13 protein-coding genes, 1 other RNA gene and 1 pseudogene are annotated in these 17664 nt (G+C 69.7%); 6 read left to right on the top strand and 9 right to left on the bottom strand.

Features of this window, described 5'->3' with window-relative positions:
- Positions 1-70: 70 nt before the first annotated feature.
- From PV963_RS13485 to PV963_RS13455, 6 genes and pseudogenes are all read left to right on the top strand, one after another.
- Positions 71-637, top strand: coding sequence for a Uma2 family endonuclease (locus PV963_RS13485; RefSeq protein ID WP_274815909.1), 567 nt, complete (start codon positions 71-73; stop codon positions 635-637).
- A 29-nt stretch (positions 638-666) separates the two neighbouring features.
- On the top strand, positions 667-1506 hold the full coding sequence (locus PV963_RS13480; protein WP_274815908.1) for a helix-turn-helix domain-containing protein: 840 nt from the start codon (positions 667-669) through the stop codon (positions 1504-1506).
- Positions 1507-1525: 19 nt separating this feature from the next.
- Positions 1526-2305: pseudogene (locus PV963_RS43980) on the top strand (DMT family transporter); the annotation flags it as partial.
- Positions 2306-2420: 115 nt separating this feature from the next.
- Positions 2421-2826, top strand: an RNA gene (gene rnpB, locus PV963_RS13465) — RNase P RNA component class A.
- A gap of 70 nt (positions 2827-2896) precedes the next feature.
- A complete protein-coding gene (locus PV963_RS13460; RefSeq protein WP_274815905.1) occupies positions 2897-3151 on the top strand; it encodes a cytochrome P450 in 255 nt (84 codons plus the stop codon).
- A 296-nt stretch (positions 3152-3447) separates the two neighbouring features.
- Entirely contained in the window at positions 3448-4968 is a 1521-nt protein-coding gene (locus tag PV963_RS13455) for a hypothetical protein (RefSeq protein WP_274815904.1), read from the top strand.
- An 82-nt stretch (positions 4969-5050) separates the two neighbouring features.
- Here PV963_RS13455 and PV963_RS13450 read toward each other — a convergent pair whose 3' ends face one another.
- The 9 genes from PV963_RS13450 to PV963_RS13410 form a co-directional block, all read right to left on the bottom strand.
- A complete protein-coding gene (locus PV963_RS13450; protein ID WP_274815903.1) occupies positions 5051-6454 on the bottom strand; it encodes a DUF6177 family protein in 1404 nt (467 codons plus the stop codon).
- On the bottom strand, positions 6451-10431 hold the full coding sequence (gene eccCb / locus PV963_RS13445) for a type VII secretion protein EccCb (RefSeq protein WP_274815902.1): 3981 nt from the start codon (positions 10429-10431) through the stop codon (positions 6451-6453). The genes PV963_RS13450 and eccCb overlap by 4 nt, the downstream gene beginning before the upstream one ends.
- Positions 10428-11540, bottom strand: coding sequence for a hypothetical protein (locus PV963_RS13440; RefSeq protein WP_274815901.1), 1113 nt, complete (start codon positions 11538-11540; stop codon positions 10428-10430). The genes eccCb and PV963_RS13440 overlap by 4 nt, the downstream gene beginning before the upstream one ends.
- A 15-nt stretch (positions 11541-11555) precedes the next feature.
- A complete protein-coding gene (gene eccD, locus PV963_RS13435; protein WP_274815900.1) occupies positions 11556-12935 on the bottom strand; it encodes a type VII secretion integral membrane protein EccD in 1380 nt (459 codons plus the stop codon).
- A 16-nt stretch (positions 12936-12951) separates the two neighbouring features.
- Complete coding sequence (locus PV963_RS13430) at positions 12952-13242, bottom strand: hypothetical protein (RefSeq protein WP_274815899.1); 291 nt, start codon at positions 13240-13242, stop codon at positions 12952-12954.
- A 59-nt stretch (positions 13243-13301) separates the two neighbouring features.
- Complete coding sequence (locus PV963_RS13425) at positions 13302-14162, bottom strand: pentapeptide repeat-containing protein (protein WP_274815898.1); 861 nt, start codon at positions 14160-14162, stop codon at positions 13302-13304.
- A 65-nt stretch (positions 14163-14227) separates the two neighbouring features.
- Positions 14228-14872 carry a hypothetical protein gene (locus PV963_RS13420; protein ID WP_274815897.1) on the bottom strand — a complete coding sequence of 215 codons (645 nt, stop codon included), beginning with the start codon at positions 14870-14872 and terminating at the stop codon, positions 14228-14230.
- 9 nt (positions 14873-14881) lie between these two features.
- Positions 14882-17245, bottom strand: a complete 2364-nt coding sequence (locus PV963_RS13415) for a hypothetical protein (protein WP_274815896.1) — start codon at positions 17243-17245, stop codon at positions 14882-14884.
- Positions 17242-17634, bottom strand: coding sequence for a DUF6507 family protein (locus PV963_RS13410; protein WP_274815895.1), 393 nt, complete (start codon positions 17632-17634; stop codon positions 17242-17244). The genes PV963_RS13415 and PV963_RS13410 overlap by 4 nt, the downstream gene beginning before the upstream one ends.
- Positions 17635-17664 lie beyond the last annotated feature (30 nt).

Raw genomic sequence — 17664 nt, 5'->3', positions numbered from 1 at the left:
CACTCGATCCACGGACGTGATGCGTGCCGTGTCCCAGTCTGGTCGGTGATCGCGGAAGGGGAGCATCGCCATGGCGCAGGATCCGTACACGCAGCAGTTGCTGCTGGACTGGTTCGTCGAGCTGGACACTCCGGAGGGCTTTCGTGCGGAGCTGGTCGAGGGCGAGTTCATCCTCACACCGCTGCCGGACGGTCACCACGAGCACTGCATCAGCAGGATCGTGAATCAGCTCTACCGGCGCTCCGAGCCCGACCTCCAGTTCTCCGGCAACAAGGGCCTGAAGCTGGGGAACGGGGACGGCCACCCCCAGGACCACGTGATCCCGGACGGCACGATCGTTGCCCGCGCACCACGGCTCTTCCGGGGCGCGCCCCCCTGGATGCCCTGCGAGGGAGTCACCATGGTGCTGGAAGTGACGTTCACCAGGCCGGAGATCGACCGAGTGGCCAAGCGCCGTTGCTACGCACGTGGCGGTATCCCTTTCTACCTGCTCGTCGACCGCGACACCTCCTCGACAACCCTGTTCAGCGAGCCGGAGAAAGACGACTACCTCCGACTCAGCACCGCGGCCTTCGGCAGACCGCTCACCCTCCCGGACCCCTTCGCCTTCGACCTGGACACCACCGACTTCCTCTGATCCCCTGTGAGGCGGGGAGGGAGTACGAGGTGGGCACACGGGGGCGGATACGAGAGCAGGCCCGCTGGGCCAGGGCACGGCTGGGGCGGGGCGGCCCGCCCCTGGACCTGCTCACCGCCCACTTCGACCGGCACGTCTACGCTCCGCACGCCCACCACGAATTCACCATCGGCGTCACGGTCGGCGGGTCGGAGGTCATCGCGTACCGGGGCGGCCTGATCCACTCCTACCCGGGCTCGATCGTCGTGCTGGAACCCGGCGAGATGCACACCGGCGGCCCGGCCGCCTGCGAGGGCTACGCCTACCAGGCCCTGTACGCCGATCCGTCCCTCCTCACCGACGGCACGCTCGGCGGCCCCCCGCACTTCCGCGACCCCGTCCTGCACGACCCCGAACTGGCCACCGCCCTGCGCGCCGCCCACACCGACATCAGCGCCTGCCCCGACCCGCTGGAGGCCGAGTCCCGGCTGCCCTGGCTGCTCACGGCCCTGGCCCGCCGGCACTCCACGGCCCGGGCGAGCGAGGACACCGTGCCCGGCGCCGGCCACATCGCCAGGGCCGTACGCGACCGCCTCGCGGACGAGCTCGTGGAACCCCCCTCCCTGGCCGACCTCGCCACCGACCTGGGCGTGTCCCGCTACCAGCTGCTGCGCGCCTTCCGCACGACGATGGGCGTACCGCCCTACGCCTGGCTCGCCCAGCACCGCGTGGCCAGGGCCCGCGGCCTGTTGGAAACCGGCCTGCGCCCCGCCGAGGTCGCGGGCCTCGTCGGCTTCGCCGACCAGGCGCATCTCACCCGCTGGTTCCGCCGCGTGCTGGGCGTGACCCCGGCGGCGTACCGCAACAGCGTTCAAGACGCGGCGGGGTGAGGCGGCCGAGACTCGCCGTATGACTGCACGCGGCTGGTTCCTGTTCTCCCTGATGGGAGTGGTCTGGGGCGTCCCCTACCTGATGATCAAGGTGGCGGTGGACGCCGTGTCCCCGTCCATGGTGGTGTTCACGCGCTGCGCGCTGGGCGCCGCGATCCTGCTCCCCTTCGCCCTGCGCCAGGGCGGCCTGACCCGCACGGTCCGCACCCACTGGCGCCCTCTCCTGGCCTTCGCGTGCATCGAGATCATCGGCCCCTGGTGGACGCTGACAGACGCCGAACGCCACCTGTCCAGCTCCACGGCCGGCCTGCTGATCGCGGGCGTCCCCATCGTCGGGGTCGTCTTCGCCCGCTTCTTCGGCGACACGGAACGGCTCGGCGTACGCCGCGTGACAGGCCTCGCGCTGGGCCTGGGCGGCGTAGGAGTCCTCACCGTCCCGCACCTCACCGGCGGCGACGCCCGCTCCCTGGGCGAGGTCCTCCTGACGGTCCTCGGCTACGCGACGGCCCCCCTGATAGCCGCCCGGCGCCTGAAGGAGGTCCCGTCCCTCCAGCTCACGGCGTTCTGCCTGACCCTGGCCGCACTCGTCTACGCCCCGGCGGCCGCGCTCACCTGGCCGTCCTCGGTCCCCGCCCCCGAGGTCCTGGCCGCCCTGGCCGGACTGGGAGTGCTCTGCACGGCGATCGCCTTCGTCGCCTTCCTCGAACTGATCAGGGAGGCGGGCCCGACCCGGGCGACAGTGATCACCTACGTCAACCCGGCGGTGGCGGTGGCGGCAGGGGCACTGTTCCTCGACGAGCGCCTGACCCCCGGCATCATCGCGGCCTTCACCCTGATCCTCGCGGGTTCGGTACTGGCGACCGCCGCCGGTCCGCGGCCCCGTTCCCGCCCGGTACCATGGTCGACACGGCAGACGAGCCGGGCGGACGGCCGCGTGGAGTCCCCCTGACGGGGAGCTCCCCGAGGAACGTCCGGGCTCCACAGGGCAGGGTGGTGGCTAACGGCCACCCGGGGTGACCCGCGGGACAGTGCCACAGAAAGCAAACCGCCGAGGGCTCCGGCCCTCGGTAAGGGTGAAACGGTGGTGTAAGAGACCACCAGTGCCTGGGGTGACTCAGGCAGCTAGGTAAACCCCACCCGGAGCAAGGTCAAGAGGAGACACTTCGGTGTCTCTGCGCGGACGCTCGAGGGCTGCCCGCCCGAGTCCGCGGGTAGACCGCACGAGGCCGGTGGCAACGCCGGCCCTAGATGGATGGCCGTCGCCGAGGGGCCCGCGAGGACCCTTCGGAACAGAACCCGGCGTACAGCCCGACTCGTCTGCCGCTACCTGCGGTTTTGCCTCGGAAAGGGCCTCTGATCTGCGATGGAGGCTGGTTTCGAGCGATAGCGCATGTCGCTGTTGCCGTGCGTGGAGCGATGGTGCACGGATCCCGATCGCTGGCTGGACAACGCCCAGCCGCCGCCCACGGGGGCGTTCCTTCCGTTCGGCGCGGGCAAGCACAAGTGCATCGGCGACCACTTCGCACTCACTGAGCTCATCACTGCGGTAGCGACGATCGTCCGCGCAGTCCGGCTCGACCTCGCGGCCGGCCAGACCCTCCGTTCCGTGGCCCGGGCCACCGTCCGGCCGAGAACCTGGTCATGACCGTGCAGCCGCGGGAGGAACCCACGCGCCCTGCGGCCGCCCGAACCTGAGTGTCCGGCAGGCGAAATCCGGCCCGGACCAACAGTATGGCTGGATCCCGAGGATCCCGGCCTCGAACGCGAGGTCGGGCGCAGGGTGACGGTCCGGCTGCTCGTCTACACAGGGCGGGGCACTCTTTCCGGGGCTTGCCGCGTTAGGCGGCCAAAGGTCCCTCGGAAGTCCCTCGGACAGCGCTGGAAGTCGCTGAAAAGTCCCTCGTGAGGAACGGAGTCAGAACCGGGGCATACAGTCGCCTGATGGATCACGTCCCGCACCGCCACTACTCCTCCCAGGACGACGACTGTCCCCGTTGCTGTTATGACGCCCTACTCGCCGGCCCTTCTGAAGCTCACAGCCTCGCGGCGGCGAGCGGACTTGAAGCGCTGGTAGTCGAGTACGGCTCTCTCGTTGAACGGCACCTGCTGCGGTTGGTGGTCAGGGGCGGGTTCATCGATGGCTCCCGACAGCCGTCGGCCTCGGACCTGGTGCGCTGGATGGCCAAGCTCAAGTCACCCGCTCATGTTGCCGAGGCTTTGCCGATTCCTGCCGCAATAGCCGTAGGTGTTGCCTCGGGCTTGCTGGAGCGCAGTTATGGCGACTTCTGGGCTGCGAAAGTGGTGGAGCGTCTGTCGCCGTTCACCGAAGACAGGTTGGTCGACCTGTGGCGCGACCTGACTCTGCTCAGTACTGAACGCTACCCCGTGGAAGCCGCAGGACTCCGGGCTCGGGTGGAAAGGAAGGCCAGCCGTCGACCAAAGCTGTGGGCCAGGTCGCTTCCGTGGCTTCTTGCAGTCGGCCGCCACCTGGATGGTCTCGACGTCGCCCTTTCGCTGACGCTGGCGGAGAAGCACAGCTCGGTACGAGGTGCTTTGAAGACGAGCGCGCGAAACGAGGTCGGAGAGGTTCAACGGCGGGCAGAAGGTATTAGGGAACTGGCCCGGGGCAGCGGCCCTGTCGAGCTCAAGCTGCTTGATGCGCTAGGGAGCTCGTTGGACGCCCGACGCGACATCTTCCCGAGACCCCTCGATGCCCCGGCGTCCACATGGTTGGCCAGCACCGGCCTGGAAGGTCTGACCCGTGGGGCAGTGGCGGCCGCGGTGAAGGACTTCATGGACTTCGCGTCCCGGTCCGGCGCGCAGGATGAGGAAATGCTCACCGCGCGCCTGCTGGAGAAGCTCGTGCAGCGGTTCGCCGCCGGATCGGGGGCCGGGAGGTGGCAGGAGCCCGGCTCACCGGAGATGGCGCTGGCAAGCCGTCAGGAGACCAAGAATGCGGAGAAAGGGACCGGGGCGGACATCGGCATCATCCTGGAAGTCACCGTCCCCGGCCAGTTGACAACGAGGATCGGCGATCTGGTCCAGGTCAAGAAGGCCAACGCCCTGATCCCCAGTGCTTCGCAGCGTGACGCCTGGAAGATCGACCGTCCGCAGCTTGACACCCTGTTGGAGCTCAGTCCGACGGCGACGTACTGGCTCATTCCCCGCAGCGGCGACGTCTACGCTGTGCCGGCGAAGCTCTTGGCTGCCATCGGCGCCGCGAAAGGAGGCCGCGACTCCGGGTTCACCGTTGGCCACCGCGAAATCCGGCACGCTGCCATCAGCCTCGCGCAGTACCTTACAGATCTGACCGCAGGTATGTGGTTGGGGAGTACCACCGCCGCAACGCTCGCAGCCGCCGCAGGTGAAAGCCCGACCAACAGGCCCGAGTTCTTCCTGCAGATCAAGGTCACGCTGCCCCAGTTTCCCGATCAGGTAAGCGGTGCGCCTCGGCTCGCATAGCCGATCGTCTCTGACACCGGTCGCCGGTTGTCGACGTCGGAAGCAATGTCGTTCCGGTGGTCCTACGCCGAGGGCGGCCCGGTCACGCCTGCTGTTTCAGGTGCTGCGTGAGCTGCTGGAAGGTGGACCAGGCGTGGGGGTCGGTTCCATTCCCCAGGGGGTAGTGGAGGGCCGGCCCGGCCGGGGCGCCGAGCCGCGTGGGGGTGGGGCCGAAGGGCGGGTGCTCGGCGCGGGGTGGACCGATGCGCCTGGCCTCGTCGTGGCCGAGCGTGAAGGTGACGGGGATCGGAGGGGAGTCGAGCCGTGCGGGGACGGTGAGGTCGCGGCGGGCGGCACGGAGGGCCGTGAGCAGGGTGACGAGACCGTGCTCAGCGTCGAGTTCGGCCGCGAGAGCCTCGATGGCTTGCAGGGGCGGTGTGTCGTTCTCGCCGTAACCGAGCGCGAGGGTGATGTCCTCTTCGACGCCCGCCGGTGTGCGGAGCACACGGACGGTGGCGAGGGTGGGCCGGTCGGGGTGCCCGACGGCGATGAGCCAGGTGGGCCGGGGCGCGCGGGCGCGGGCCAGGTCGGTCAACTGGCGGGTGGACCAGGGGAGGTTGACGGGTTCGGCGGTGCTCCATCCTGCGGGCGGTGCGCCGGTGAAGTGCTGGAAGGCGGTTTCGAGGGCGCGGCCGAGGACGAGGTTCTCGTCGGCGGGGTGGCGGGTGCGCAGGGTGAGGATCAGCTGGCGGTCACCGGTTTCGGGGGCGGGGGCGAAGGCCTCGGCGACCCTGGTGGCGCCTTGCTCGTCGTGTACGGGGGTGAAGGTCCCGTTCTTCCAGTGGAGTACGGCGCCGGACAGGCCGTCGTAGTAGCCGTGCTCGGGGTCCTGGACGACCCAGCGGTTGGGCAGGCCGCGTAGGGCTGCGCGGGTGGGGAGGGTGAGGCGTGCGGTGGGCGGGGTGACGATCTGCAGGGCGCGGTCGGCGGTGGCCGCGGTGCGCAGGGCGTCGGAGAGCCAGCTGGTCATGGCGATCAGGGGGCGGTCCTGGATGACCACGGCGGTGCTGGCGGTGAGGACGTCCACGGCAGGGGCGGTGGTGGCGGGGGCCGGGATCGCCGAGACGTCGGTGGTGAGGGGGACGACGTCGGTGGTGGCGGCCTGCGGCGGCCAGACCGTGCCGCCGAGCACGGTGGCCAGCCGTCCCGCGAAGGAGCCCGCGAGTCGTCCGGCTTCCGCGACGGCGGTGGAGGCGCGGGCCTCGGTCCACCACACCGGCCCGTCCTCGACCGCGTGGTCCAGCAGGCGGGTGGTCTCGCCGGGGACCTGGATGAGGATGGGTGCCTCCACCGAGACCAGGGGACGGCCGTCGGGGCCGCAGAGCTGGACGACTGCCCCGTCGGCCGTGGTGTTCACGCCGAGCTCGGGGCCGCCGGCGTAGAGGCCCGCGAGCAGGGTGGGCAGGTCCGGCATCTTGGGGGTGAGGGCGATGACGTCCTTGGTCACGGGCTTTCTTCATCTGCGAGGGCGGTCTGGATGAGCTGGTGGGGGCGTCCGCGGCGGACGAGTGTGCCCCGGCCGGGCGGTAGTTGGGACGCGTACAGGCCGGGGAAGAGCTGGCCTTCGGTGCGGTCGCCGGTCATGACGAGTGCGGTGGTGCCGGTTTCGCGCAGGGTGGTCAGCAGGGGCTCGTAGAGTGCGCGGGAGGCGCCTGCGGTGCGGCGGGCGATGACGAAGTGCAGGCCGATGTCCTGGGCGGAGGAGACGTACGGCAGGAAGGGTGCCAGCGGCTGTTGGCCGGCCGTGGTGAGGATGTCGTAGTCGTCGACCAGGATGACGATGCGGGGCCCGGTGAAGTCGGGCTCGGTGGTCGTCGGAGCGTCGGGGTCCGCCGTCTCCGGCAGGCGTTTCTCCAGCTCTGTGGCGATGCCGGTGGACAGGGCAGCGGCGAGTTTGGCGTTGTGGGCGTAGCCGCCACGGTAGGGCTCGGGGATGACGCCGCGCAGGCCGCGGCGGGGGTCGCAGACACCGAAGACGAGTTCCTTGTCGCTGTATCGCCGGACGAGCTGGGTGGCGATGAGTTTCAGCAGGTTCGTCTTGCCGCACTCGTTGTCGCCGAGGATCAGCAGGTGCTGGTCGGTGCTGAACAGGTCGAGCAGGACCGGCGCCAGGGCCTCCTGGTCGACGCCTACGGGGATCATCGCCGGTTCGGCGGCCGGTGCCGGCAGCTTGGCTGTGGACAGGCGGGTGGGCAGTACCCGTACGGGCGGGGCGAGTTCGCCGTGCCAGGAGGCGCGGATGGTGCGGGCGGTGTGTTCGAGGGCCGGGCCCAGGTCGCCTGCCGTCGGCCGGTTGTCGATGCGGGGTAGCGCGACCTGCGCGAACAGCTTGCCGTCGGTCAGGACGCGGCCGGGGGTGTCGGGGGCGAGAGTCTCGGACAGTTTGCGGTCGATGGAGGAGTCGGCCGGGTCGTTGAGGCGCAGTTCGATGCGGGTGCCGAACATCGACTGGGTGGCGATGCGGACGTCGTTCCAGCGCAGCATGCCGGCGACGACGTGGATGCCGTAGCCTCCGCCGCGCTTGAGCAGGTCGGCCACCGGGTCGTCGAGGTCGGCGAACTCGTCGCGCAGGGCGCCGTATCCGTCAATGAGCAGCACGATGTCGGTGGCGGCCAACTCGGGTAGGCGCTTCTTGGACCGCAGGTGGCGCAGCTGGTCGACGGAGTCGATGCCGTGCTCACGGAACAGTTCCTCACGCTGGGTGAGCATGGTGCGTACCTCGGCGACCGTGCGGGCGGCCCGCTCGTGGTCGGCGCGGGAGGCGACGCCGCCGACGTGTGGCAGGCCGGACAGGGCGGACAGGCCGCCGCCTGCCAGGTCGAGGCCGTACACGGCGACGTCGTACGGGGTGTGGGTGAGGGCCAGGGAGAGGGCGAGGGTGCGCAGGAGGGTGGTCTTGCCGGACTGCGGGCCTCCGATGACGGCCGCGTGCCCGCCGGCGACGGTCAGGTCGAGCTGCCACGGCTGCTGCCTCTGCCGGGCCGGGTCGTCCAGGACGCCGAGCGGGGCGTTCATCGGGCCGCTTGTGTGGGTGAGGCGCACACCGTCCGTGTCGGCTTGGAGGGGGCCTGCGGCCGTGTCGAGGGTGGTGGCGTCGGGCAGTGGGGGCAGCCAGATGCGTCGTACCGGTGGTGCTGCCGCGGCGAGCTGGTCGACCATGACGGACAGGACTGTCGGGTCGGTCTCCCGCTGGGTGGCGACGGGGTCCTGCTCCGTCTCGGTGCCCGGCGGGGTGTTGTACGCCGGGTAGAGGCGGGCGAGTGGCTCGTCGTCGCGTTGGTCGCGCTGGGCCGGTCCGCGGTAGGGACCCGAGACGTATCCGGCCTTGAAGCGCTCGTAGGTGGAGGTGTCGACCTTGAGGTAGCCGAAGCCGGGCAGCGGCGGCAGGTGGAAGGCGTCGGTGGTGTCGAGGACCGTGCGGGACTCGTCGGCGGAGAAGGTGCGCAGGCCGAGCCGGTACGACAGATAGGTTTCCAGGCCCTTGAGCTTGCCGCCCTCGATGCGCTGGCTGGACAGCAGCAGGTGGACGCCGATGGAGCGGCCGATGCGGCCGATGGACAGGAACAGGTCGATGAAGTCCGGTTTGGCGGTGATGAGTTCGCCGAACTCGTCGATGACGACGAACAGATGGGGGAGGGGTTCCAGGTCGGTGCGGGTCGTGGCGCGCAGGGCGGTGTAGTGGCCGATGTCGGCGATGTTCCCGGCGTCTTTGAGTGCTTGCTGGCGGCGTTTGACCTCGCCGGCCAGGCTGGAGTGGACGCGTTCGACGAGGCCGGCCTGGTTCTCCAGGTTGGTGATCACGCCGGCCACGTGGGGGAGTTCGGCGAAGGGGGCGAAGGTGGCGCCGCCCTTGTAGTCGACCAGGACGAGGGCCAGATCTTCCGGGGAATGGGTGGCGGCGAGCGCGAGGACGAGGGTGCGCAGCAGCTCGCTCTTGCCGGAGCCGGTGGCGCCCACGCACAGTCCGTGCGGGCCCATGCCGAGCTGCGAGGACTCCTTGAGGTCCAGCAGTACCGGCTCGTGGTGGTCGGTGAGGCCGATGGGGACGCGCAGGAAGTCCCGCTCGCCCCGGGGCGCCCAGAGACTGTGCAGGTCTAGGGTGGCCGGGTCGTCGATGCCCAGTAGCGCGGGGAAGTCGACCGGGCCGGACACGGGCGTGCCCTCGGCCGCCGACTCGGCCGACAGGCGCAGTGGGGCGAGCATGCGGGCCACGCCCTCGGCTCCAGCCGTGGTCACCGCGTCGACCGTGCCGTGGGCGGAGGGCGCGTTCGGGGCGCGCAAGTCGTCCATGGTGATCCGGTCGCCGTCAACGGTGATGCGCACGCTGACCTGGTCGGGCTCGTGCACCTGCTGCTGAAGCAGGTGGAGCACGGTGACGCCCATCTCCGGCAGCCCGATCGTCGAGTCGGGGCGCGGGAGTTCGGTAGCGGTGTCGCCGTACGAGTCGCTGATCAGGAGCATGCGGGAGGTCAGGCGCAGCGCGTCCTTGGTCCTGCCGGACAGGCCGCGGCGCACCTCGGCCGCGTACGCGGCACGCTGCCGAAGGTCGGGGCCGCACAGCCGGGCCAGCTCCGCGAGGTCGGGAGCGATGCGGCGGGCGGCGACCGGGCCGTCGTACGTCTGTGGATCGAGGACGTGGGGCAGCCACTTGGCCCACGCCCACGACGGCTCGTCGCCGGTGCCGAGCGCGACGGCGACATCGTCCGGCGCGTGCGTCACGGCGGTCTGGAGCAGCAGCGTGCGGGCGACGCGGAGGACGTCTACCCGGTCGCCGATGATGCTGACGTTCCCTGCCCGGTCCAGCGGCACGGTGAGCGGGAAGTCGGTGGCCGTTCCGAAGCGGCCCTGGAGGGCGCGGGCCTCGTTCAGCATGAACGGGTCCGGCGGGGTGAGGACACCGCCGGTGCTGTTCTGCGCGATGGCCAGCTCCTGAGCCGGTACGTCGCCGGTGCCGGCCCGCACCGAGAGGAAGTCGGCGTCCGGGCGTCGCCGCTCCCACAGCCTGGCCGGGTCCCTGACGAGGTCGTACAGGGCCTCGGGCGGTGGGTTCAGCTCGCGCGCCGCCTGCCGCCGTTCCCGCTCGGCGGCGCCCAGTTCCTCGCGCAGTTCCTCCAGGTACTCCAGATAGCGCTCACGCTGGACGCGCCGGGTGCGCTGCGCCTTGCCGCGCTGGGACAAGAACAGCGCCACCGCTCCCAGCAGGGCGACGACCAGCACGATAGCGCCGATCGCGGCGAACTGGCTGTTGCGGATGACCGTCATCAGCACGACCGAGCTGACGACACCGGCCATGGGCAGCAGCGCGGTGGCGGCGTTGCCGACCTTGCCCTCCGGGAGGTTCGGGGGCGCCTCGATGGTGCGGGGTGCGGCGGGCTCGAGGGGGCGGGTGCTGCGGGCGGGCCGGTGGATCACCTGCTGGGTCATCGCACCCTCACCGCCCGCTGCATCGCCTCGGCCGCCAGGCGGACGGCCGCGTCCCGGGTGCTCCGGCCCAGCATGGCGGTGTGGATGGGGCCTCCTTGGGCGAGATGACGATCGTAGGGGAGCAGGACGACGGGCACGCCGGGCTCGCGCAGGTGGGCGGCGGCCGTCTTCGGGTCGAGGGTGGTGTCGGGGGAGTTCGCGCTGAGGGCGACCACGGTGGTGGCGAGCGCGGAGTGCGGCAACTGGCCGAGCCAGTCGAGGACCTGGCGAGTTCCGTGGATGCCCTCGGCGGTCATCGGGGCGACGACGACTCGTGCGTGGGCGGTGTCCATCGCCGTACGGGCCACCTCGCCGGGCAGTGTCTCGCAGTCCACCACCGTCACCGCGAAGTACCGGCGCAGGGCCAGCGTCACCGTCCGGTAGGTGCGCATGTCCATGGGGGCACCGACCCGTCCCTGGCTCGCGGGCAGCAGCCAGCCGCCATCGGCCACGGGCACCAGGTAGCCCGTGATGTCCGTGAGCTGCATCGCCGGCGTCAGGATCCGGGCGAGGTCGGCGCAACACCAGCGCACCGTGTCCGCACCCATCCGTACCGGGAGCGTGCCCAAGGCCGCGTCGGCCTCCAGGGTGAGCACCGGGTCGTGCCGGTAGTGGTTGAAGGTACGGCCGAGCAGCGCGGCGATGGTGGACTTGCCGACGCCGCCACGGATCGAGGTGACGGCGATGACCCGTCCGGTGGTGACGGGCTGCTGCACCTCCTGCGCGAGGCGGGTCTGTTCGGTGACCTCCTGGGTGGCGGAGGCGGTGAGCCGGCGCAGGGAGGCCCCGGCGCGGCGTGCGGCCGAGTCACCGTGCTGCGGGCTGCCCAGGGCGAGGGCGAGGCGCGGATCGACCGTGGGGAGGGACTCAGGGACCGGGGCAGGGACACGAGGGTCACGCGCCCGGTAGGGGGCCGGGGGCGGTGCGGAGGCAGGCGGGGGTGAGGGCTGCGGCGGTTCGGGTGCAGCCTGGGCTGCACCCTCCTCGGGCACGGCGGGGGCAACCGGGTCCGGATTGCCGTCGGTGAGCTCGCGCAGCACGTCGCGCTGCCAGTCCCCTCCCCCTGCCATGCCGGTCACCCTGCCCTACGCGAAGGTGCCGAGCAGCCGCCCGTACACCCCGAACACGCCGATCACCAACGGGAACAGGGCGATCACGGCCACGGACTCCAGGAGGTCACCGGCCCGCCGCAGCCTCACCCGCACATGCTCGGCCGGCTCCACGGCCAGCACCACCAGAGGTACGACAGCGAGGAGCCCGAGCACGGCGACGGGACCAGCGGCTGCGGTGTGCTTATCCCACACCACGACGAGCCGCACGGCGACGACGGCCGCCGCGACGAGCAGCACCACGACCTCGGCGGTGAGCGGAAAAGCACGCGCTCGCAAGGCGAGAACCACCATCACGACGACGCTGAGCGACACCGTCCACACCGACACCGTGCGCAGGACGAGCACGCCGGCCGCCCCCGCGGAGGCGGCGAGGACAACGGTGGCCAGCACCAGCCCACGGTGGGTGGCCGCGAGCGCCGTACCCACCTGGTACCGGCTAACCGACACCCCACCCGTACGCCGGTCGTCCAGCCCGGTCAGCCCCGACGCCATCAGCGCGAGCCGCGGCAGCACCCCGAGGACGACGACGGAAGCGACGGCGAGCAGCGCGCCCACCCGGGCCTGCTGGGCGGCGGTCCCTGCCCCGCCCTGCAGCCCGAGGGCCGCTTCCCACACCACCAGGCAGCCGGCGACAGCCCCGGCGCCGATCAGCGCCCCGCGCCCCAACGGCGTGAACCATCCGGCGAGCAACAGCGCGAGCACCACGCCCGCCGCGACACCCGCCAGCCGCTCCGCACCGCCCCAGCCGTAGGCATCGGCGCAGGTCCAGGTCGACAGGACGGCCAGGGCGGCGGCCGTGACGATCAGGGTGGCGGCGAGTGCGTGCCGCCGGGCGCGCCCGAGGAGGACACCGGCTACGGCACATGCCACGGCAACGGCGAGAAGTCCCGCGCCTACTGCGGACAGGGCGAAGTGGCCACGGGCCAGGAGCCCGGCGGCGAAGGCCCAGAGGACGGTTGCACACGCGGCGACAACGCGCCGAACCGCAGGCCGCCACCGCCAGACCCGCAGGTCGAGATCGTCGGCGACTTCGTCGGTGACGTCATGGACGACAGGCGCGGAAGGGGCATCCTCCACTCGCACGAGCCGCAACACGGTCCCGTCGGCCACACCCGCCGACTCCAGGGTGCTGTCGTGCGCGAGCGCGGACCCGTCCGGAGTGACCAGATGCCGTAACTCGGGCCGGTCTCCTACGCGGTCGTCCAGGAGTCGCATGACCTCCGGCAGCAGAACCCCGACGGGCTCCCGCGAAGGCAGTACGAGGTCGACCCGACGCCGCTCACCGACCAGGGTGATCCGGCTCAGCGCCGTACGGCTGCTGGTCGCCGAACGACTCAAAGGCCCCGTGGACATCACGCGTTCGAACCTATCACCGAGAAGAAGAGGCAGACGGGGCGGCAGAGTTGGGGGAGTTCTGACCCGAGGACGGCACAGACGCCCCGTGCGGGCTCTTTCCGATGACCTTGTGCGACACGAACGACCACCCCACACACCCGGCACACACCACCGCCGCGATCACCACCCCGGCGAACATCTTCCCCACCCGCTCATCGAGCGACCGCCGCTGCCGCTGCGCCCCGAAGAGGAGGGCGTCACGGAGGCGACGGCGGCGGACGGACACCGACTCGAGGAGTTGGTTGTCGTAGTCCTGCGCTGTCACGGTTACCTGCCATCCGCCCTTCGCTTCCCAGCTGTCACTACCTGTGCCTGCTGGGCTGGCTATGTGTTCTGTCCCGTGATCTCTTCGATGAACGCGACCGCTTCCGCTTCACTGATCTCCACGTGGTCCACCTCGTTGTGCCCCAGCTCGTGGAGCCGAAGGTACTCGGTCGGTTCCCAGCGCAGGTTCCTGGTGAATGCCTCGTCATGTGCTACGCCGTTCACCATGCGGCGTCTGACGATGCCCTGAGGATTGCTGCGCGAGTAACCCTCACTGAACTTGGCGTAGTAGGTGATCTCATCAGAGCGTGGGTCGAGAACACGCACCTTCGCTCCGCGGCTGTTCAGCCACCGCTCGAGGTCCAGTCCGCTGATCTCGCGCCGCACACCTGCATGGTCGATGACTGCGGGGCCGAAGAGTGTGCCGGAGAGCCCTCGTACGACTGTGTGCTCGTCGAGTACTGCCTTCAAGGACGTCTCGCGCACAGACGCGTTGGTGAGGTCGGCGCCCTCCAGCCTGACGTCGATCAAGGAAGCGCCATGGAGCTTCGCTGCCCGGAAGCGAGCCGACCGAGCATCGACCGCCCAGAGGCTGGTACTTCCCAGGTCTGCTTCGTCCAAATTGGCACCACGCAGGGAAGCCTCGTCAAGTTCAGCCTTGACCAGCGACGCATGAGAGAGGTCAGCATCATCGAGCATGGCGCCTTCCAGATGCGCCCGGTAGAGATCGGTGCCGCCGAGTTTGGCGCCCCGGAGGACCGTCTGGGTCAGCAGTGCCATGGCGAGGTCCGCACCTGACAGGTCGGCCCCGGACAGGTCGAGGGCCGAGACGTCCAGAAGCGAGTCCGCTTGCTCGACCCACTCTCGTAGAACGGCAGCGGCCTCCGCATCAGGGGGCATCACCCGGACGATGCGACTCACGTCACGGATACGAGAGGACTCGATCCCTCCACACGGCTGCTCGACGGAATCGAGCGGGGCCCCATTCAGAGCTTGTCCGTCACGTCGGGGCCGGAGCCGTCGTCGAGTGCGTCGGGGGTTCCGATGCCGAGTTCCGTAGCGAAACCGAAGTATGTGACCTCACCCGGCTCCCCCTTTACGCCCAGCATGGAATTGATTTCCTGCAACGCCGCAGCAAGACGCGGAGCGTTGTGTTGGTGCACGTCTGGATGGGGCCGGCCTGAGAAGTCGAACCAGCCCCAGATGTCATGGTGGACGGAAATCTCGGCCGAAAGGCCAACGGGAGCGGGGGAGACGGACAGATCGACAAGCCGAGGTTCGAGATGAGGCTTTCCTTCGGCGTCGATCCAGGCCCCTGCCCCTACCACGTGGACGTCATCGACTTCAGCATCCGGGTAGCCTGCAGGCCGACTGCTGAGAACTCGTTCCGGGAGACGAGGGTCCTCAAGCGGAACGGTCAACGCCAAGCTGGTCGTGATTCCGACGCCACCGGAGTCGAGTACGTACCAGTCGTATTCGAGCCTGTGCGGTGTAAGGAGCTCATGCCTTCGGAGAAGCTCTGTCATCTTGGACGCCACCACCAGTGCGGATGCAAGGCCAGGAGCAGCTACTTCATCGAGGTCCCAAAACCATGAACCGCATTCACGCGGAGCGCGCATCAGAGTAGACATGGGGAATCCTTACGGGAAAACAGGGCCGTTGGGCGGGACCGTGACAGATCCGTCAGTGAAGCGCAAGTGAAACGTGGCTCCTGCCCTCCTGGCCTGGAACTCGGCCTCCTTGAACATCTTAGCGTTGAGGTCTGCGACCGATCGATGCACATCCAGGATGGCGATCTTCGCGTCGGCCGTACCGCCTTTGAGTTGGCTAGCGGCCTTCTTGGCCGCGCTCTTGATCCCCTCGATGTTGTCCACGTCCTTCAGCTGGTAGCCGTAATGCGGTGTCCCGTCGGCGTGGAGCGTTGTGACGTCCAGATCGAGCCCGGTCGCGTCGTCCTTGAGCTCGAACGCAAGGCGGGAGCAGCCACGGCTCTGCAATTCTGTGGCATGGCTCAAAGCCATGTACGCAGCAGGAACCATGCTCTTGTTGGCCTTGCTGGCGCCCTGCTTGCACATCTTGAGGATCTCGTCGTAGTTCTTCACTCCGCTCAGGTGGCCATGAGAGATCAGGTCCGCGACTTCGGCGCCGTATGGCTCTTTGCTCAGAGTGCGGAGCACACGAGCCTGGTCCTGGGGGGGTATCTTTGCTCGGCTTAGCTCCTCGATGAGCCCTGCTTCTTGCTCGGGACGCATCGGTTCGGAGGGCGACCCCGCAGTCTCTGTTGTCCTGCTGTACCGCTCCGGAGCGATTTCGTCGACAAGGTTGGGTGGCGACGCACCGGTCGCCCCTGTGGGGCCGGGATGCGCGGGGGTGTGGTCTCCGCTGCCCGTCGGCCCGTCGCGGTCGGCAGGCCCTTCGGGACTCGCCGATGGACCGTGCCCTGGGACATGACTGCCAGAACCGGTACTGACATGACTATTGCCGACCGTTCCAGCACCTGACGTGGGTGCCTCAGAACCGACAGTGTGTGCGACTCCGGGCCCGCCGGGTGCTTCCCCTGTCCTCGGGTGCGCCTCCCCGCCGCTTTGGCCGGAGGGTGTCTCGTGACTCGGTCGGGGCGGAAGGTTGTCCCCGACTTGTGCGGTGGCCTCCGCTGTGCGGGGCGTCGCGCCAACCGCAGCGAGGTCCCGCTCTCTCACTGGCGATGTCTCCGCCGTGACGGAACGCTCCCGCATCGGCACATCGCTGACGACCTTGCCGTCCTTGAGGACGAGGAACCTACCGTCCTCGACGACGAGCACGGAGCGTCCGGACGCGTCGGAGAACTCTAGGACGCTGTGCGGAGTGCGCAGTTCGGGGACGTTGTTCACGCCGCGCAGGTTTTCCGTGACCTGGGCGATCCTGGGTATGGCATGGCCTGTCACCTTGGCCACCGCGCCGATCGGGTCGATCGCGTCGCCGACCTTCGCGACCGTGGTGGCGACCTTCGCTGCGGCGCCGGCCTTGCCCGCAGAGGCGACCTTGAGCGGGCCGGCGCCCAGGGTGAGTCCATTGAAGACGACGGTGGCCGCGGCGCGGGACGGGTTCTCCTCCCACATGTCCCAGGCGACGAAGCCCTTGGCGAACTCCTTGGCGTGCGCCTTGCTGTCCTGGGCGAAGTCGGAGGCGAAGACCCCGGTGGGTTTCCGGCCGCCGGACTCCATGAGATACGTCTCGGCCCCGACCACCGCCCGGACCAGGCCTTCCCAGGCCTGGCCCGCACTGTCCGAGCCATGGAACCCGGCGAGGGTCGCGAGGCCGTCGACGGTGCCCCAGACGTTGTCGACGATGATCCCGTCCCAGAAGAAGCTCTTGGCGTAGTAGCCGAGGTCGTCCGGGTCCCACCAGTCGTGCGACTGCGTGACCGGCGTGCCCCAGGGGAGTTCCTTGGCCTGATCCAGCACCTCGGCGCTGTAGCCGTAGAGTTCCGCGCCACGCGGCGTGAACTGCTTGGCCCCGGTGTTCATCACGTACTGGGTGCCGCCGACCAGCGCCGTGATCTTGTTGTTGCAGGCGATCTCGGCAGCAGTGAACGCCGCCTGCGCGACGGCCACGTCATGCATCAGAGCTTGGTGCTCCGAGACCTTGTCCGCGTCATCGGTCCAGTTCTCGTCGAACTCCCCGCTGCTGGTCTTCAGCCCTGCCACAAAGGTGGTTGCCTGGCTCTGTAACTGCTCCAACCGCTTTGCGATCGGCGCGACTTCGGCCGCGTAGGTCCGCAGCGCGTCGGCCACCGTGGCGACCTTGTCCCCGAACCTGTCGGCGGCGTCGCGTACCGGCGCCGTGGAGGCGAACAGATCCTCCGCCTCCGGCGCCTGGTAGAAGGCCGACAGCCCCTGGAACTGCCGGTGGGCCTCCCCGCCGGCCCGGCGGATACCGTCCGCCTCGTCCCGCAGGGCGTCGATGTGCTGTTCCAGCTGACCGAGATCGCCGGTGAACAGCGGGATGGACTCCGGCTTGATCACAGGCGGCCGGCCTTCCAGCCGTCCGGCATGTCGGGCCTGACCAGTCCGGCCGCCCGCCGCTGCACTTCCGCGGCCATCTCCAGGTCGCCGTCCCGGTACGCCACCGTGGCCTCCACCGCGCCGTTGACCGATCTGCCGACCCGCACGCCGATGAACTTCAGCTCGTCCGCGGTGCCCTCCATGAACTCCGCGAGGGCGGCGGCCACCAACCCGGTCTGCCCTTTGTGCTCACCGCCCGCCCCACCCGGAGCGATCGTCCCGGCCGAGGTGGCCGCCCCCTGCACGTCACCCGAGTACGCCTGGACGATCTCGTCCAGGACCTTCATGACGTCACTCACGTTCGAGACCACACTTTGGACCCCGGACGGAGAGATGTCCCACGCCGGCATGCGTCAGCCCCCGTTTCCCTCTCCCTTTAC

Origin of the sequence: Streptomyces coeruleorubidus, assembly GCF_028885415.1 — a bacterium.
GTDB classification, from domain to species: domain Bacteria; phylum Actinomycetota; class Actinomycetes; order Streptomycetales; family Streptomycetaceae; genus Streptomyces; species Streptomyces coeruleorubidus_A.
This window is presented reverse-complemented; position numbering and strand designations above follow the sequence as displayed.